17 protein-coding genes are annotated in these 15,925 nt (G+C 36.6%); 4 read left to right on the top strand and 13 right to left on the bottom strand.

Annotated features, from left to right (window positions below):
* Positions 1 to 181: 181 nt before the first annotated feature.
* Positions 182 to 739 carry a lipocalin family protein gene (locus HX124_RS10195; protein ID WP_286377416.1) on the top strand — a complete coding sequence of 186 codons (558 nt, stop codon included), beginning with the start codon at positions 182 to 184 and terminating at the stop codon, positions 737 to 739.
* Between the two features lie 101 nt (positions 740 to 840).
* Entirely contained in the window at positions 841 to 1,518 is a 678-nt protein-coding gene (locus tag HX124_RS10190) for a DUF421 domain-containing protein (protein WP_286377415.1), read from the top strand.
* Positions 1,519 to 1,575: 57 nt separating this feature from the next.
* Here HX124_RS10190 and HX124_RS10185 read toward each other — a convergent pair whose 3' ends face one another.
* From HX124_RS10185 to HX124_RS10130, 12 genes are all read right to left on the bottom strand, one after another.
* On the bottom strand, positions 1,576 to 2,325 hold the full coding sequence (locus tag HX124_RS10185; RefSeq protein ID WP_286383419.1) for an NlpC/P60 family protein: 750 nt from the start codon (positions 2,323 to 2,325) through the stop codon (positions 1,576 to 1,578).
* Positions 2,322 to 2,636: a hypothetical protein gene (locus HX124_RS10180; RefSeq protein WP_286377413.1), complete on the bottom strand. Its 315-nt coding sequence runs from the start codon at positions 2,634 to 2,636 to the stop codon at positions 2,322 to 2,324. The genes HX124_RS10185 and HX124_RS10180 overlap by 4 nt, the downstream gene beginning before the upstream one ends.
* A 46-nt stretch (positions 2,637 to 2,682) precedes the next feature.
* A complete protein-coding gene (locus tag HX124_RS10175; RefSeq protein ID WP_286383418.1) occupies positions 2,683 to 3,375 on the bottom strand; it encodes a discoidin domain-containing protein in 693 nt (230 codons plus the stop codon).
* Positions 3,368 to 6,058 (bottom strand): phage tail protein, encoded by a 2,691-nt coding sequence (locus HX124_RS10170; protein WP_286383417.1) that lies wholly within the window; start codon positions 6,056 to 6,058, stop codon positions 3,368 to 3,370. The genes HX124_RS10175 and HX124_RS10170 overlap by 8 nt, the downstream gene beginning before the upstream one ends.
* On the bottom strand, positions 6,045 to 6,221 hold the full coding sequence (locus tag HX124_RS10165; RefSeq protein ID WP_286383416.1) for a hypothetical protein: 177 nt from the start codon (positions 6,219 to 6,221) through the stop codon (positions 6,045 to 6,047). Before HX124_RS10165 ends, HX124_RS10170 begins: the two co-directional genes overlap by 14 nt.
* Positions 6,222 to 6,229: 8 nt before the next feature.
* Entirely contained in the window at positions 6,230 to 6,460 is a 231-nt protein-coding gene (locus HX124_RS10160) for a hypothetical protein (RefSeq protein ID WP_286383415.1), read from the bottom strand.
* A 2-nt stretch (positions 6,461 to 6,462) separates the two neighbouring features.
* Complete coding sequence (locus tag HX124_RS10155) at positions 6,463 to 7,254, bottom strand: phage BR0599 family protein (RefSeq protein ID WP_286383414.1); 792 nt, start codon at positions 7,252 to 7,254, stop codon at positions 6,463 to 6,465.
* Positions 7,251 to 8,438, bottom strand: a complete 1,188-nt coding sequence (locus HX124_RS10150; protein WP_286383413.1) for a hypothetical protein — start codon at positions 8,436 to 8,438, stop codon at positions 7,251 to 7,253. Before HX124_RS10150 ends, HX124_RS10155 begins: the two co-directional genes overlap by 4 nt.
* A 49-nt stretch (positions 8,439 to 8,487) precedes the next feature.
* On the bottom strand, positions 8,488 to 8,904 hold the full coding sequence (locus tag HX124_RS10145) for an Sbal_3080 family lipoprotein (protein WP_286383412.1): 417 nt from the start codon (positions 8,902 to 8,904) through the stop codon (positions 8,488 to 8,490).
* A 92-nt stretch (positions 8,905 to 8,996) separates the two neighbouring features.
* Positions 8,997 to 13,511 carry a tape measure protein gene (locus tag HX124_RS10140; protein ID WP_286383411.1) on the bottom strand — a complete coding sequence of 1,505 codons (4,515 nt, stop codon included), beginning with the start codon at positions 13,509 to 13,511 and terminating at the stop codon, positions 8,997 to 8,999.
* Positions 13,512 to 13,602: 91 nt separating this feature from the next.
* Positions 13,603 to 14,106 (bottom strand): hypothetical protein, encoded by a 504-nt coding sequence (locus HX124_RS10135; RefSeq protein ID WP_286383410.1) that lies wholly within the window; start codon positions 14,104 to 14,106, stop codon positions 13,603 to 13,605.
* Between the two features lie 77 nt (positions 14,107 to 14,183).
* Positions 14,184 to 14,795: a DUF3761 domain-containing protein gene (locus tag HX124_RS10130; RefSeq protein ID WP_286383409.1), complete on the bottom strand. Its 612-nt coding sequence runs from the start codon at positions 14,793 to 14,795 to the stop codon at positions 14,184 to 14,186.
* A gap of 176 nt (positions 14,796 to 14,971) precedes the next feature.
* Here HX124_RS10130 and HX124_RS10125 point away from each other — a divergent pair, with 176 nt between their 5' ends.
* Positions 14,972 to 15,193 (top strand): hypothetical protein, encoded by a 222-nt coding sequence (locus tag HX124_RS10125; RefSeq protein WP_286383408.1) that lies wholly within the window; start codon positions 14,972 to 14,974, stop codon positions 15,191 to 15,193.
* A gap of 70 nt (positions 15,194 to 15,263) precedes the next feature.
* Here the strand turns inward: HX124_RS10125 and HX124_RS10120 are convergent, their stop codons facing one another.
* Positions 15,264 to 15,440 carry a YdcA family protein gene (locus HX124_RS10120; protein ID WP_286383407.1) on the bottom strand — a complete coding sequence of 59 codons (177 nt, stop codon included), beginning with the start codon at positions 15,438 to 15,440 and terminating at the stop codon, positions 15,264 to 15,266.
* 229 nt (positions 15,441 to 15,669) lie between these two features.
* Here HX124_RS10120 and HX124_RS10115 point away from each other — a divergent pair, with 229 nt between their 5' ends.
* Positions 15,670 to 15,903: a DUF2171 domain-containing protein gene (locus HX124_RS10115; protein WP_286383406.1), complete on the top strand. Its 234-nt coding sequence runs from the start codon at positions 15,670 to 15,672 to the stop codon at positions 15,901 to 15,903.
* Positions 15,904 to 15,925: the final 22 nt, after the last annotated feature.

Raw genomic sequence — 15,925 nt, 5'->3', positions numbered from 1 at the left:
TATTTAAATATTATTTTCATCGTTTATTTAATTGTTAATTAAATCCTATTATTTTTAATTTATATGAAATCAACTTACATTTATACAAATATTAATATTTTAATAATAAAAATTTACAAGGATTTAAGTTTTCTTAAACTAAATTCTAGGTTCTACACCTTATCTACTTTAAGAGAAAATTATGTTTAAATCGAATTTAAAAAAAATTGCCCTTATTGGTGGTCTTGTTTTATTAGGCGTAGCAACTTTCGTTAATGCAAATACTGATGATATACCTACAGCCCCACAAGTAGATCTATACAAATATGCTGGGCAATGGCATGAAGTTGCCAGAAAACCTTTATACTTTCAAAGAGTTTGTGATTATAACGTAACTGCAAATTACTCATTGAATGAGAAAGGAAATATCGTAGTTGATAATAAATGCTTTAGTAAAAATGGGAAATTAAACCAATCAATTGGTGAAGCTTTTGTAAAAAATGCTCCAAAAAATAGTCAGCTTAAAGTAAGTTTCTTACCTAAAATTATTCGATGGCTACCTGTAGGTCGTGGTGATTATTGGATTTTGAAACTGGATGAAAACTATCAAACTGCTCTGGTGGGAAGTCCCAATAAAAAATATTTATGGGTTTTAAGTCGTGATCCAAATATTGATCAACAAATATTAAATGAATATCTAGATTATGCTAAAACACTGGGTTTTGATTTATCAGATATTATTTATACTAAACAGCAATAGTTATTAGCTTTATAAAATAGACTTTATAAAGACTAATTTATCAATCAGCTTATAACTATGAATATGGTATATTCATAGTTATCTATATAAGAATTTTAATAATGGAACTATTTAGAATTTTTATTCATGATTCATCATTAAGCTTTATTCTTGAAATCATTTTAAGATGTATCATCATGTACCTGATGATTATTATCTTTTTAAGGTTTTCTGGTAAGCGTGGCGTAAGACAACTTTCAATCTTCGAAATTGCTATTATCTTATGTTTAGGATCAATTGCTGGTGATCCAATGTTTACAGAGGATCTTCCTCTTATACAAGCCCTTACTATTTTTATTTGTATTCTAGTGCTCTATAGATGTACAACTTATTTAACAATGAAATCAAAAAAAATTGAAAGCTTACTAGAAGGCAAACCTATGTATATTGTCCGAGATGGTATGTTGGTTTTAGATGGCATTAAAAATGAAAAATATTCTTATGATGAATTTTTTTCTGAGATGCGCCAACAGCAAATTGAACATTTAGGGCAAATAAAAATTGCATTATTGGAAACAGAAGGTTGCTTAAGTTTAATACTATTTCACGATGATGAAGTAAAATGGGGGCTTCCAATTTTTCCAGATCAATACAAACAAACAATTAACTATTATCCTGAAAGATTTTACTCATGTATGTTTTGTGGAAATACTCATTTAATTAAGAAAATTGACCAAATATGTGAGCGCTGCCAAAAACAGCATTGGGTTCTATCTATTAATACTAAAAGAAGCAAATAATATCCAACTGAGTAACTTATTTTATAAGCTACTCAGAACAAATCTAGATATTTTACTTTAAGCCTCACTCACCTTCGTCGCACTCACTCCACTCAGTACTGCTAAATTATAACGCGACTCAGCAGGTCGGCTAGTTTTCCCATACCAACGAAATTCCTGAAAATCTGAATCACTGTATAAGGCATAAGAGACAGCATTGCCTTGGTTCCCACCTAAGCAGACTAATTTTTTAGTTTTTTGATCACGACCAACTACGAAACACACATGACCACCGCCCTTGCGGGTTTTAATCGCAACACAACCATAAGCAGGCTTAGCGAGTTTAGATCCGTAGTTCACATAGTCGAGTGCGCGGTACCAATGTTTTGGATATTTCACACCTGCCACTTTTAAGCAATGAGCTACGAAAGTTCCGCACCACGGCGTTTCATCATCAGTGAACCAACCACCAAGTCCTTTGATCCATCCTAAGATAGTTTTGTTATGTTGCTTACCTACAATTTCACGTAAGCCAATATGTTTTTTCGCTTCAACCATCCACGCCAGATCATTTGAGTGCGGTGTGGCTAAAAGACTATTGATGCTATTTAATTGTGGTGCATGTAGCTCTGGTTGATAGATCTTCTTGCCGATCAAGCCAAGTAATGGAATTATAATTCCAACAACTACGGCTTCATGCTGTTTTGGAATGAGCTGAAAATCTAATGCCCATTGTAAAAGCGGAATTAATACAAGCATAAAAAAAGCTCCCAACATTGGGAGCTTTACTGACAAATATTGCCACGGGTTTTCATTGATTAATTTCATTTATTGTCCTCTCGATGGCTTTGCATAATCGCCATATCTTGTTTAAGTTGATTAATTGAATTGATGGTCCATGTGCCACCCGACAACGCAACAGTCAGCACCACACCAAGCCCCCATTTCAGCATTGCAATTGCGCCTTGTGCTTTATGGTTTTGCTGCTCAAGCAATTCCACTTTTACTCGTTGCTGATCAAGCGCCTGGTGATAACCCTTATTAATTGCATTTGTTTCTACCAACTGCTCTGATACTTTTTGCAGTCGATCTGATACTTCGTTTAACTTTTTCCAAATTGATGCGCTTGGCTCATTCACATATGCCCCCTTAATTTTTTGGCAATAAAAAACGCCCTATTGGGCGCTATGAGATTTCACCTGTTTTTAAATTAAATTTCTTTGCTATACCAGCTTGCCAGTTAGAAGTTTCAAAACTTCTAATATCATGCCACAGCACTTGATCATTTGAAGCTTGAACAATAAATTCAGTCGGTGCTCGCAAATAATAGTTATTTAAGTAAGATGGATAGATTCGAATTTCAACTATATCTCTTTGCAAATCTAGATCAAAAGAAACCCACTGCGGAAAAGTCTGATTCCCTGATGTCCAAATTGCTTCACCCCCGGTCAAATCATTATCAACAAGCTTTGCTGCTGTTCTTGATGCGAAATAAGAGCTTTGATCCGTTTGTGTTTGCGGTGTTGTGATATCAGCGCCACCCTCATTTTCAGCAAACTCAACTTCTTGCATCTCACTATAATTATCTAAATTTCCAGAATTTTTAGTAATATAAATTCTGTAAAAACGGAATGTATTTGATGCTAACACTATGATTTCATTACTTAGCTTCTCAATACTATTTTTTACTGCTCCAAGACGAATATAATAAGTTTTTCCTAACTCTATATCCGAATCAATGTAACTTCTAGCACTGCTATCAAGAATAAATTTTGGCAAAGGCAAATTATTAGTATTGATTGGCGTTTCAGAGCAATAGTAACGCTGCTCATCAATAAACCCATCCAATTTCCAATTTAGTTCTAAGCGATTAGTCATTTTTAAACTCAACTGTTAGGTCATACGGTGCTGAATAAAAACGTGATAACTCCACTGTATGTGTAAAAAATTGAAAGCACTCGTAACTGTCTCTAATCGATTTCAACGTGATTTGAATAGCAAATGTATTTGCTTGCATTGCACCTGCACTGAAAGTGTATGAATTAAGCTGACCAACATTGATGCTTTGTGTTCTAAGTTCAATTTGATCTTCATCAAATTCCGTGAGAATAAGTTGATAATTCACACCATTTTCTAATGTCACTCCGCCATCGAAATACCCAAGAATTTCACCCCCAGTTTGTTGTAATCGATTTCGATTTACCCACGTTAAAACCAAATCTGAATCAATTTCCGCAGGATAGTATTCGTCATTAATTTTTACATTCGCGGGCGGATATGGTCGGATCGCACGTGCATTCAGCTCAAGTGTTTTAACATCAATCGGATCACGTTTTTGTGTAGCGCTTGGTGTTGTCGTTAACACTTGTGTCTGCACTGTTTCACTTGCAACATACTGCTCAGTATCAATAAATCGAAACTCATCAAAGAAATAAAAAACCGCATTTAAAAGATGCGGTTTAGGTACTGTATCAAGTGCGGCTCGCTTGACTGTGAGCTTATTTGTTACAGCATCATAGCTTTGATATACAAGCAATTCACCATCAAGCAAAATCAATGTGCCTGCGGCTGCAAGCAATATTTCTGTTGCATTTTTGACACTAAAAACAGAATCTGTAAAAGAAATATCTTGATCAAGTGTAAGACTTGGACAGTAATCAACATAGCCAACTTTTTGCATTTGTGTGTAGTCTTCAGTCGCTTTATCTGTATAAAGCAGAGCGTAAATAGAATTGTTTTGTGGCTTGCTGACAGCTGTCATTAAATACCCTGCTTCAGCATTATTTTCTAACTCTAGATTTACATTTGCTTGTCCATTTTCTTGAACAAGTTCGTAATATGGTGCTTCAAAAACAACTGCATTATTTTGCTGTGGTTCAAGCACTGTATTCATTGATTCGTCGCTATTGATCTGTGTATTCATATTTTCTGAATATGATACAACTTCAATAAAATCAATCGTTACGGTGTTATCAACCCCATCACCAAGACTAATATTTAAGACGCGAATAGGCACATTCACAAGCTGCTTGCTTTGCCAAGACAGTAAAATCACATCATATTTATTGATCTTACGCGCATCATAACGACCAGTTGTAAAACTGCCTTTCCAAGCTGCTGTACTCGCTTGTTTTAGTTTCCAATTTGCCACGATTTCAGCATTTCTTCTGCTCATAAAATACGGGAAATCAAGCTTTTCAGCGTTTACATGTCCAACTGTATGGATTAAACCAACATCATCAATTGAAAATGTTGAATCCTTTAGATTCTCACGATCATAATAAGACACGTTATATGAGTTAATCGCATCGTCTACATTGATCGTATCAAACTCAATTGTTTTGATATTACTTTCATCAAAGTTCAGAGCATTTTCTAAATCAAGTAAATCATCACGAAATAAAACACATTCATACAAGCCAGTTTGCCGATTAATCCGGAACCCACCTTCGATGTGAGCTTCCAATTCTTGCAGTGCTTCTTTACATGATTTTTCTTGAATTGCCCACGAAATCCCTAAACCCTCATCCCAGATTCGGCTTGCAGCAGCACGAAAATTTTCATCATGAATATCAGATTCAGGTTTTCCCATCGCTGTGTAATCAGTGATGAGTTCACGCGCTTTATGAACTGGGTTTATATCAAATCCTTGGATTTCGGCTTCACTAGAGCTTGCTTCGCTTTCAAATGACAATTGAATCGAACCCTGATGAACACTCTCATATAGATTTTTAATTTTAAAAGATAGATCAACTTCGATGGTGCCGTCATATATATCAACGACCCATTCATAACCTTTACCAAAACTCGGAATATCGATTTCACTTAGTTTAAAAATTCTTGCATTCGTGACACTTAAATCACCGATATCATCAGCTTCACCAATGATGTAAAAATAAGCATTATGCACAGGTTTGCTAAACTTAATGTTTGCTTGAAACTCACCAGTTGCCCCTACCTCAGTCCCAGTGCTAAATAGATAACTAATTGAGTTAACTAAATTTGTTTCAGTGTGTATTATCCCATTATTTTTATCTTTAATAACCCACTTTGCTGACTCTATTTCAGCTTTAATATCCGCAGAAATGCCTTTAAAATTTCTACTTCCAATTTCACAAACAACAACCCCATCTTCACGCACTCTATACCATTGCTCACTCCCATCATTTCTGATTCGTGTACGCTTCGGTAAAAACATGACATCTTTCAAATACGGTGAATTTCCAACGTAAAAATCACGTAAAACAACATATGACTGGTGACGATAAGCGGGTGCAAGTGGAAAATATTGTTGATAGTGTGGATCTGGCATTTGTACCGTATTGCCATCGTATAATGCCAACTGCCCCGAAATCCCCCCTTCTGTATCGCCGTAAAGTTCTGGCAAATCAAACTGGTGTACACCTGCCAACATATTTTCATCGTCTTTTAAAACAACAGGTTTTTGCCATCCTTTCTTATCAAAGTTGACACCAAGCAAGCACTCAATACGATTCCCTAACATCAAAACAAGGCTTGTGAAGTATTTATAACCCTTAGTACCCTTGCTACTTTTGCCCATTTTCTACTATCTCCACCACTTGCAAAGCCATTGCGTCATTTGTTGCACGAACTTTTTCAAGATCTATTCCATTTTTCAAAAAGTCCTGAAAATCCCAACCTTGAGACAAAAAAAATGCCCGACATCCGCGAGCACACATTCCTGCTTTTCGTATGTCAGACATATAAATTTTCATTTGATCTTCTCAGTCCGCTCACCAAATTTATCTACAATGACACCGAACATTGGTCGTGATCCTGCAATGTCGCTAAATGAAGTGCCTTCATCTGCAATTGATCCATCCAACTGTCCTACTGTTGGTTTATTTTTTTTCTGCATCTTTCGCGCTGTATAAAATGAGTATACTGCTGCAGCAAAAACCAGTGCATAGAATGCATATAAAGCAATCGTTGCTAATTCCATTTCTACCTCACAATTTGATTGTTTACAGGATTTTCATTTGGGATATTTGGAAAGCCTGCAAAGTGAATATGATTGTTGAATTTCTCATTACACGTTGCGATTGATTGATCACAACCTGGTGCAATTCGCACTACATCACCGATTTTCAAATTATGAAATGGTCTGTACATGCGGATCTGATTAGCAGTATTGGAGACAATAAAAATGTAAATACCATCTTTTTCGATCAATCCACGGTTTAAATAATTATTAGCAATCGGTGCTACAGTTTGCAGTCTCACACTTAAACCATTAATCGCAGTAACTGTTGCTTCCTGCGACCATTCCCCAAAATTCAAACCACAAAACCGGTCATAAATCTTATTTGGACAAGTACGTTGCACTTTTCGCACTAAAATATTTCGATGCTGATACGTTTCATTTGTTGAAGCAACCAGTGTCATTGTCTTTGCAGATTCATCAAATTTGGGCTGCGTTACACGACCTTTAAACAATACAAGCGTTTCATTTTTATAAAGCTCAAGTATCGTCACAGTCACAGATTCAAAGTAAATCTTGCCAATGAATACTTGTGCTAAATCATCACCATTCGCATTTTTTAAAGCAATTTGCGGAAATGTCAGATCAATATCCGCTTTATCGATACCCGAATCCTCAATATTTGTTCGTTTTAAGCCACGTATTGGTAGATAAGTAATTTCATTATGAATTACAGGTTTTGATGAACTTGTGAAGTACCAGGCTTTATCACCTAACTTAAACTGAAAAAGCTCTTTTCTTGATTTAAATATCATGAATTTAGCTCCACAATTGGAATATTAACTTGTGCTTTTCGTGCGCCTAAAAAAGAGAATTCAGCAGTATCAGCAGCAAGGCGATATAAGCCCAAATAACATAATGATTGCACTTGTGACAACGTGGCATTTAGCGCAGGTGTAATGCTTAAGCGCACTTTTCCAACACTTTGAACTTTGTCAGTAATAGTATGCGCTGACCAAATATCATTGATTTTGACTGCAATATGCTTTCGATCTGCTTCAGTCACATAGTCATTATCAACGTCAATCCAGTTGGCGCCTGCACTGACTGTATTTAAGTGTTGCTCATAAAGGGGCAACCAAAATGCTTTATATTTGCCAAGCCTGCGATACAAGAATGATTTGTAATCAAAGTATTCAAACTCATTACTGAGTACAGATCGAAACGGTTTTAAATAACGTGGATTTTTCCAATTTGTAAAGTCTTGGAATCCCCCAATGTCACCATCGACAATAATTTGATTTTGAGTCAACGTCATTGAAAGTGAATCCCCCTCTAACAACAGGCATTTGAAATAAATATCTTCATTCAAAAATTGTGCAGGTTCAAGACCATCAATTTCAGGCATATCTTCAGCTAAGACTCTAAAACTAATTTGCTGATTTGCCCAAAATCCACCCGCACTGATTGCGACATCATTATCGATAATGCAGACTCGAAGCGGACAGATCGTAGCGTTGTCAATTGTGATTGCTTCACTGAGTTGAAAACCATCTTCATATTCAAAGATTGGCTCGTCATTTTCATCAACACCGTTTTGCACAGTACGACCAATACTAATGATTTCTACAACCAAATTTTCAGTTTTACTTTGAATAAAAGCATAGCCAAGATTCAAATCTGATAAATTTCTTGAAGTGTCAAAAGAAATGAAATCACCATCAACACTAGGTAGATCTTGAGCGCATTGTTTGAGTGGAATGCCCCACAAGCCACGCAGATTTGCAAAAAGCATGTGAAACATATCGCCCATGGCTTTTTTAAAGTTCACATAGTTAAAATTTAAAATCTGCCGTGGTCTATCCCTTAAATTATTCCGATCTTCTGAGCCGTTATAGCTTTCATGTACTTCAGTCAGAAATTCCAATGTTTCGGTTGAACTTAAAAGAGGACACGCAGTTAATACATGTACTGGTCCATATTTTGTTTGTATTTGCATCGTGTCCTCGAATTTTAGGTATTAAAAAACCACCCGAAGGTGGTTTGGTTTACTTAATTGGTGTTCGCCCCATGAGTTGGTCGACAAGTTCATCAATCTTAGTATCTGTACTGCGCCATTTATTTAAAGCCAAACCTCCATTTGCCTTTAATTTAAACTCAGCTTCAGATGCAAATTGACCATCTTTTAAAATAGTAAATCGTGCGTAGCTCAAATAAGGTACAACATCCCAAGTCCTTAATGCTGTGTACTGCATTGTTGTTTCACAGAATAATGGTTTTGCATTTTCAGGATAAATTTCAGCTTTAACATTATATCGAGCAAAACTACGCACTATTGAATTCTCAAAGCCATCAATGATGACTTTTGGATTTTTAATTACGCAGATTTGCTTTACTGATTGTGGCTGAAAACCATTGCTATTGTTGACTTGGATTGATGTACAACCTACTATCGCCAAGACCATCACCCCAATTAATATTTTTTCACATCAAATCCCCTTTAAAGTCTTTATAAAATATCAATTTAGGCAATAAAAAACTACTTTGAAAAGTTGGTTTATCGTCCATTTCTTTTCATGTGATACAAGAAAGCCTTTTCACCCTCTTTACTGAAAAGAAGCTCACGTGCCTCATCTTCATCCTTAACTATTATGACCTTTAGATTATTGTCAATAACTTGTGGCTGGGTTTGAACTGGTGCAGCTTGTCTTTCCTCTTTCTGCTGCATCTGTTTAACAACCTGACGTTCACGCTGAATTTGCGAATAAGCATCAGGCTGAACGCGCGAAGATCCGACCAAACCACCATCTTTATACTTAGGCACAATAAATGGTTCAGGAAGTTGATTCCCTGCAATTCGCTTATGTAATTCCTCGTACTCTTTCTGGAATGGCATTTCCCCTGTGCGGTTCATGTACTCCATATTCGCAACGCCGATTTTCTTCACCGCGGATGCTTTAGTCACAAACTCGTAGTCTGAGAGCATTGCGGGAATAGAGTCACTTGTTGAAGTACCAGGACCACGGACATGACCGCCTGTGGCGAAGCCAGTTGGAGTAAAGGCTTGTAATGTTGCTTGCAACGCACCTGTTTCTAACAATGTCATACCAACTGCTGGTAGATTATATGGGAAGGGAGCAGACGCCCATGCCGCTGAAATAGCTGTCACGCTATTCATTAAAACACTCGCTAAATTAGCCCCTTTTTGAATTGCAATTAAAGCATGGTAAGCACCAGATGACTCACCCACATACGCTTTTGTAATATCAGCTAAACTCCCAAACATTCCTCCCGCCATACTAAGCTGATAACTGCGAGTGGATAACCAATATTGCTGATCAATTAATAGCATCCGATCGTTGTGTTCTTGCCAAGCTTTTTCTCTCAATGCTGCAATCTCAAACAAGTCAGCAGTTGGATCTTGCTCTTGCTGATCAATAGATGACATATTTGAGTTAAATAGTTCTTCAGATGCATTATATCGCTCATTACGAGTATGACCGAGCTGATCCATCTCACCTGTTCCATAAATCTCAGATTGAATCGAACCCCAGTTTTTCAGAGCATTATCTGATCTATTTTTTACCTCCTCTTGTTTCTGAAGTCTCAGCATTTCACGCTTGAAATTGCGTTCCTGAAGATCATTAACTTCAATAAGCTTCTTTTCCTCAAGTTCATAACGCTTTTCCATTGCTTGCGTTTCAGATATAAATTGCAAACGCATTTGGAACTCGCGCTCTTCTCTTGCAAACTGAATTACAGCGAGTTCTTTTTGATGCTGTTTTTCAAGAAATGTTTCTTGGATTTCTTTATTTTCCTCAGATACATCTCTGTCAGCCTGAAGCATTAACTTGTTAATCCGATGCCTTGCCTTAAGCTTGCCTTCTTCGGAAAGTTGAAACTCATTAACTTGAAACTCAATCTGGGAAATGAAAATCTCTTTCTCTAATTGCGCTCGATTTGTAGCAGCATCAATATATTGCTTTGTGTGCTCAGGACTGAAATTCGATTGCTGAATTTCACGAATTTGATTTTCTAAATCTTTCTCAATCTTGCCAGTTCGATCTGCAAAGTCATAAAAAATTCGCTCACGAGATTGATATTGCTCCAATTCTAATTGATCTAACTCTTTTTGTTGAGCTTCAAAAGCCTCATAAGCTTCATTACTAGATGCTGAGTGCCCTTTACTTGCCCCACCTTTAATCTTAGATTTCATTTCAGGAATTTGGTGCAACAGATTTACAACCACACCATCTTCAAATGTCACTCTAGATGTGTAGCCACCGCCTTTCTTATCATAGAAAGTTTGAACATCTTTCACTGCAAAATTAGTGGTGACTTCTGTACCCGCTGGCGCAGGAAAATCATAACCACGATGCAACTGTTGTTTGCCTGATATTGGGTGTGTTCGCATACCATAAGAAGAATTAGAATTTTTAGGATCTAATGCCTTCCCACCTAATTTAAAACGCGCCATATGCTCAGCAGAGATAGCGCCATTTGAATACGAACGATCATATCGAATATCAAGATGATTGCCTGTGCTTCCTCCTGTACTACCCACCAAGCCGACTAAGCGATTTTTAATTTTCTCTTGGTCTTTTAGTTCTTTATTCTGCTTCTTAATCGCCTCCGCTTTAGCATCCTCAACATCCTTCATACCCGCTGAAATATCAGCGAGTTTTTTCATCTCAATACCTACCTGAGAGTGTGTTTTAGCAGGATCATAATTCAATGCCTTGAGGACTTTTAAGCGTTCTTCAATTTGATTCTTACTTAATCCCATTTCCTGTAGTTTTGCTCGTGCAGCCATTTCCTTGATATCTGCTAAAGCATCTTTCCTATATTCAGCATAAGCTTTAGTAGTTGCTTCAATTGCTTTGCGTTCACGGTCTGCTGCTGCTGCGCGATCATCTGTAGCTTTGACTGTATTTGGACTTAATATATTGAGTTGCTTAATCTTTTCTGCAAGAGAATTTACCTCCTTTTTTGCTCCATCAGTTTTTGTAGCATAATTCTGCAAACCTGTTAATACATTGCTAGGCATTTTAGCTGATGCATTAAAATTACTTACTGCATCTGTTGCAGAAATTTGATTTGAAGAATATTGCTTAATAACACCATTTAGAGTTTTAACTTGATCCTTACTTGCACCATTCAACTTAGAAAATTCAACCTGTGCTTGTAGTGACTCAATAACATGCGCTTTCATATCTGAAAAATTTTGAGTCGCTATTTTTAATGCACCAGCTTGATCAGCCAATTGTTTGGTACTTTCTTTTGTCACAACTGTATGTTGCCCAGAAGTCTTTGTTAATAACTCTAAAGCTGTATTATTTTGATTAATTTTATTTTTAGAATCAGCAACTTCACCCGAATATTCAACCAATCTATCGACTTGATCTTGACTAAAGTGACCCGAAGCGACCATTTTTTGCAGCATTACGCCTGCATCATCCGCACCTGTGGCGATAGCTTTTATTGCCTGCTTATATTGCTTATAGTCATCACCAGAGATTTTAAATAGTTCTTTTTGAAGATAGATAAATCGACCAATTGAGCTTTCAGCATCATCAATTGAATCTTTTTGTGCATCCACCTCTTTACGTAATCGCACACTTTCAACTTGCGCTTGCACTGAATTTAGCTCTAAATATTTTTTAGTTAGAGCTTCAACTGATTCTGACTGTGTTGCAAGAGATTCCTTGACTTCCTCAGCACTGCTACTTAAAAAATAGAAAGCTGCTGCCGTGGCTGCAATTGCAATTCCCATTGGACTAAACATAGCCATAAGAGCTGCTTTGCCTAAAGCTAAACGACTTGTTGCAGCTGCTTGTGCTGTTAGTGCTGTTGATAATCTTGCAGATGCGGCTGCTTGTGCTGTTTCCGCTGCTGCAATTTCTAAAGCAACTTGTGCCTGCAATGTGCCAAGTTGAGCCATACGAGTCATTGTTGCCATGCGACCTTGGTTGGTTATTTGCTCTGTTAATCTAACCTTCTCAAGCTCAATCTCAGCCATAATCTGAGCATGAGTTGCTTTAGCGTTTATTAATGTAATTTCAGTACTACGGGCTTCTGCTGTTGCGGATGCAACCTCCGCTTGGGTTGCCGCAATATTAGCCTGTCTTTCAGCGATGGTTGCATCAACTTTTGCAATCAATGAATATGTTGCTTTTGATGTTGCTATAGCTCCAAGCATCATTGATTTTGCTACATACCCCATTGCTACTGCTGTACCTGCATTAACAACTAAATCAAGGTTATCTGCTAAATTTTTAATAGAAGATGACAGCATTGTTGCTGCACCACTTCCTTGCCCTGCCTCACCTATAAACTGAGTTACTGCATTTGATAATTGAGTAAGAGATTGTCCAATTGTAAAATCTGTTTTTGCAAATAAATCATCTACAGAATCTTTAGCTTTGGTAAGAGCCTCAACAAGAACATCACCTGTAATTTTCCCTTCAGCAGCAACCGAACGTAACTGCCCAACAGCAATACCCATCCCCTGAGCAATGGCTTTAGCAAGACCAGGAGCTTGCTCCATGACAGAATTCAGCTCCTCTCCTCTGAGCACATTTGACGCAAGTGCTTGTGAAAATTGAATTAATGCTGCCTCAGCGGAGGAGGCTGAACCGCCGCTAATTGAGATGGCTTTTGCAACCGTATCTGTTAATGCTGCTGTCTTTTCTTGGGTAAGATTTAAACGTTTTGCATTGTCTGAAAAGCGTTGGTAGATTTGTGCTACAGAGTCCCATGCTTGTGCAGTATTCTGTGCAATTTTAAATGTATCTAACATGGCTTTATTAAGAGCATATTGATCTTCTGTTACTAGTTTTAATCTATTTCTTAAACCCGTATACATGTCTGTTTTTGCAATAGCCGCTCCAACCGTTAGAACTCCCATCATGTAACTAGCAAGTTGACGAGTGGCTTCAGAAAGACCATCTGTAGAGCGACTGGCAAAATCACCACTTCTCTGAATACTTCTCAACTCGCGATCTAATGCTTGTGCATTGCGTTCAGCATTTCGTGAGTCAATCACGATTCTTAAAATTGATTCTTGAGCCATATCTACTTTCCTACGGACATAAAAAAGCCCGCAGATGCGGGCTATAAATTTAGGGTAGTAAAAAGCGTACTAAAGCGCTTTTTGATTAAAATTAATCTATTGATCCAAAGGCAACTGAACTTCTATTGCACCTTTCTCTAACAACATTTTCAGCATGCTTACCATCTGAAAGCCTTGGATAAGATCCGATATCTTTAAAATACTGAACACCATTTTCAACACATTTACCATAATTGCTTTTTTTAGGTTCCTTGGTAACTAGAAAGTAAGCTATTGGTAAAATTATAAGAAAAACTATTACACAAGTAATTACAAGTGATATGTGATCATAAAACGATCTAGTTTTATTTTCTTCCCGTACCCCCTTGAGATTTTTATTTTGATTAGTAACCAACTTATAAAGGTACATCCAAGCCTTAGTTTTTTCAAAATTAGATAATCCTTTTATCATTTCAAGAAATATCTTATTTTCTTTAATAAATGTATCAAGATTCGTAACATTTTTAGGTAATGTAATAAGGCTTTTATTTATCTCATAAAACTGATCGATCTTCCTCAACTCATCCTCTGTTAATGGTGAATTTAGCTTTTCCATACCCCACTCCAAACCTAAAATTTAGACCAAGATACTAATTTAGCTATAAAAAAACCACCTTTCGGTGGTTTTATATTTTAGAAGTTATATCGCATACCAGCTTTATAGGTCACCCCATCAAAGTCACCAATGGTATTATTTGTATAATAATAATCTACACCACCATGCCATGAACATGTTCCTGATCCACTACTATTACTTGTTGTGCCATCATTACAGCGAGTTCCTTCGTTGTTGCTAATATCCACTGCCCACTTATAACCAATACCACCATACATTGAGAGGTTTCTAGTAATATTTACACCTGCTTCAACCCCCACTGGAATTGTAAAGTATGTAGATGTATCAAAATCATCCACATCTAACGCGCCAATACCCATACCCAAAGTACCTAAAGCATAGAAACGTTCAGTATTCAAAAAATTAATATGTGCACCACCTGAAACTTCATAATATTTACCGTCATAGTCGCTATTACTTTGGTGCTCAAATTTCCCCCACCAGCCATGACCCTTAGGTGAGCTAGAAATACCCACACCAAAACCATCCATGTCAGCATCAATATTGTTTTCAAACTCGCCTTTTTCAGTTGAATATTCAACAAATAATGATTTTGGAGACAAGTTACCAGCCTGCGTATTTGTACAAATGGTAATTCCCAATAATGTCAGAATTAAAGTTTTATTCATAATGTATCAACTTTGTTAATTTTCGTAAGCATAATAACAAAGTTGCATTTAATAAACATTACCCAAAAGTGTATAGATAAGAGGAACCTCTACATAGGAGATTAATACTTCTTTCAATAAATCAATTCATGTTATAAGGGACACTCTTTGTAACTTTTTGCTCTTTAGGCATTTTTATGAAAAAAACCTCCTCATCAGACCATTTAGAATCAACTGCATTAGGATGGAAGTTTGTTGCCATTATCGCTCTTATAACCACTATATTTTTTACTTTTCTCTATTTAGCGATGTCTCATGAACCTGACTATATGCCTAGTCGTAAAGCTAAAGTTGCTCAACAAGAACAGATCAACTCGCCGCAACCTACATCTGTAGAACAGCCTACATCTGAAGAGTAATTTATAGTGATCTAAACACGATAATTAAAAAAACCACCTTTCGGTGGTTTTATGTTTTTAATCTTAATCATCATTGCTTACTACAATGCTTTTTAGAAGCACTTGTTGAACCATCATTACAAATAAATTTAGATCCATCACAATGACTAATCCCGCCTTTACTACCAGAACAAGGTTGACGCCCTTTTGCCTCAGCAACTGAAACCAAACCCATTGCCAAAGTCACCCCAATTACAAATATTTTCATCCTGAAAACCATTGTCATTTATGTATTTGGAATTTAACAGATAGATCATTAAAACATCAATAACAAACTATTTGATAAGAGCTTATTTCTAAATATTACAATGTAATGAATTTATATAAGAACGTAAGAATCAGCTCCTATTTGTCGCCCTTCTATTTCAATCTTAGATATCTAAAATCATTTCATATAGGCTAAATACTCAATCACATTCAAATAGGACAGCAATCAAATGACTACTATTAATGTTGAGAATATCAAACACCATGCAAATGTTATTGCTTCATGTGGTACTAAGGTTGGCGAAGTTGACCACATGCAAGGTACGGAACAAATCAAATTAACAAAACATGAGGATGGTCTTCATCACTTAATTCCTGTTTCGTGGGTTGGTGAAATCACTGATAACGGAATTGTTTTGACCAAAAACTCACAGGAAGTTAAAGATAATTGGTTGGAAGCCTAAAAGATATGAAGAGCTTGCCTTA

Source organism: Acinetobacter sp. 226-1 (assembly GCF_030329325.1).
In the GTDB taxonomy this organism is placed as follows: Bacteria; Pseudomonadota; Gammaproteobacteria; order Pseudomonadales; family Moraxellaceae; genus Acinetobacter; species Acinetobacter sichuanensis.
Note: the sequence above shows the minus strand (reverse complement) of the source record. Positions and strands in the feature narration are given on the sequence as shown.

Coding starts and splice junctions, on each gene's coding strand:
- HX124_RS10195 (WP_286377416.1), top strand. CDS start 182: ATGTTTAAATCGAATTTAAAAAAAATTGCCCTTATTGGTGGTCTTGTT.
- HX124_RS10190 (WP_286377415.1), top strand. CDS start 841: ATGGAACTATTTAGAATTTTTATTCATGATTCATCATTAAGCTTTATT.
- HX124_RS10185 (WP_286383419.1), bottom strand. CDS start 2,325: ATGAAATTAATCAATGAAAACCCGTGGCAATATTTGTCAGTAAAGCTC.
- HX124_RS10175 (WP_286383418.1), bottom strand. CDS start 3,375: ATGACTAATCGCTTAGAACTAAATTGGAAATTGGATGGGTTTATTGAT.
- HX124_RS10170 (WP_286383417.1), bottom strand. CDS start 6,058: ATGGGCAAAAGTAGCAAGGGTACTAAGGGTTATAAATACTTCACAAGC.
- HX124_RS10165 (WP_286383416.1), bottom strand. CDS start 6,221: ATGTCTGACATACGAAAAGCAGGAATGTGTGCTCGCGGATGTCGGGCA.
- HX124_RS10160 (WP_286383415.1), bottom strand. CDS start 6,460: ATGGAATTAGCAACGATTGCTTTATATGCATTCTATGCACTGGTTTTT.
- HX124_RS10155 (WP_286383414.1), bottom strand. CDS start 7,254: ATGATATTTAAATCAAGAAAAGAGCTTTTTCAGTTTAAGTTAGGTGAT.
- HX124_RS10150 (WP_286383413.1), bottom strand. CDS start 8,438: ATGCAAATACAAACAAAATATGGACCAGTACATGTATTAACTGCGTGT.
- HX124_RS10145 (WP_286383412.1), bottom strand. CDS start 8,904: ATGGTCTTGGCGATAGTAGGTTGTACATCAATCCAAGTCAACAATAGC.
- HX124_RS10140 (WP_286383411.1), bottom strand. CDS start 13,511: ATGGCTCAAGAATCAATTTTAAGAATCGTGATTGACTCACGAAATGCT.
- HX124_RS10135 (WP_286383410.1), bottom strand. CDS start 14,106: ATGGAAAAGCTAAATTCACCATTAACAGAGGATGAGTTGAGGAAGATC.
- HX124_RS10130 (WP_286383409.1), bottom strand. CDS start 14,795: ATGAATAAAACTTTAATTCTGACATTATTGGGAATTACCATTTGTACA.
- HX124_RS10125 (WP_286383408.1), top strand. CDS start 14,972: ATGAAAAAAACCTCCTCATCAGACCATTTAGAATCAACTGCATTAGGA.
- HX124_RS10120 (WP_286383407.1), bottom strand. CDS start 15,440: ATGAAAATATTTGTAATTGGGGTGACTTTGGCAATGGGTTTGGTTTCA.
- HX124_RS10115 (WP_286383406.1), top strand. CDS start 15,670: ATGACTACTATTAATGTTGAGAATATCAAACACCATGCAAATGTTATT.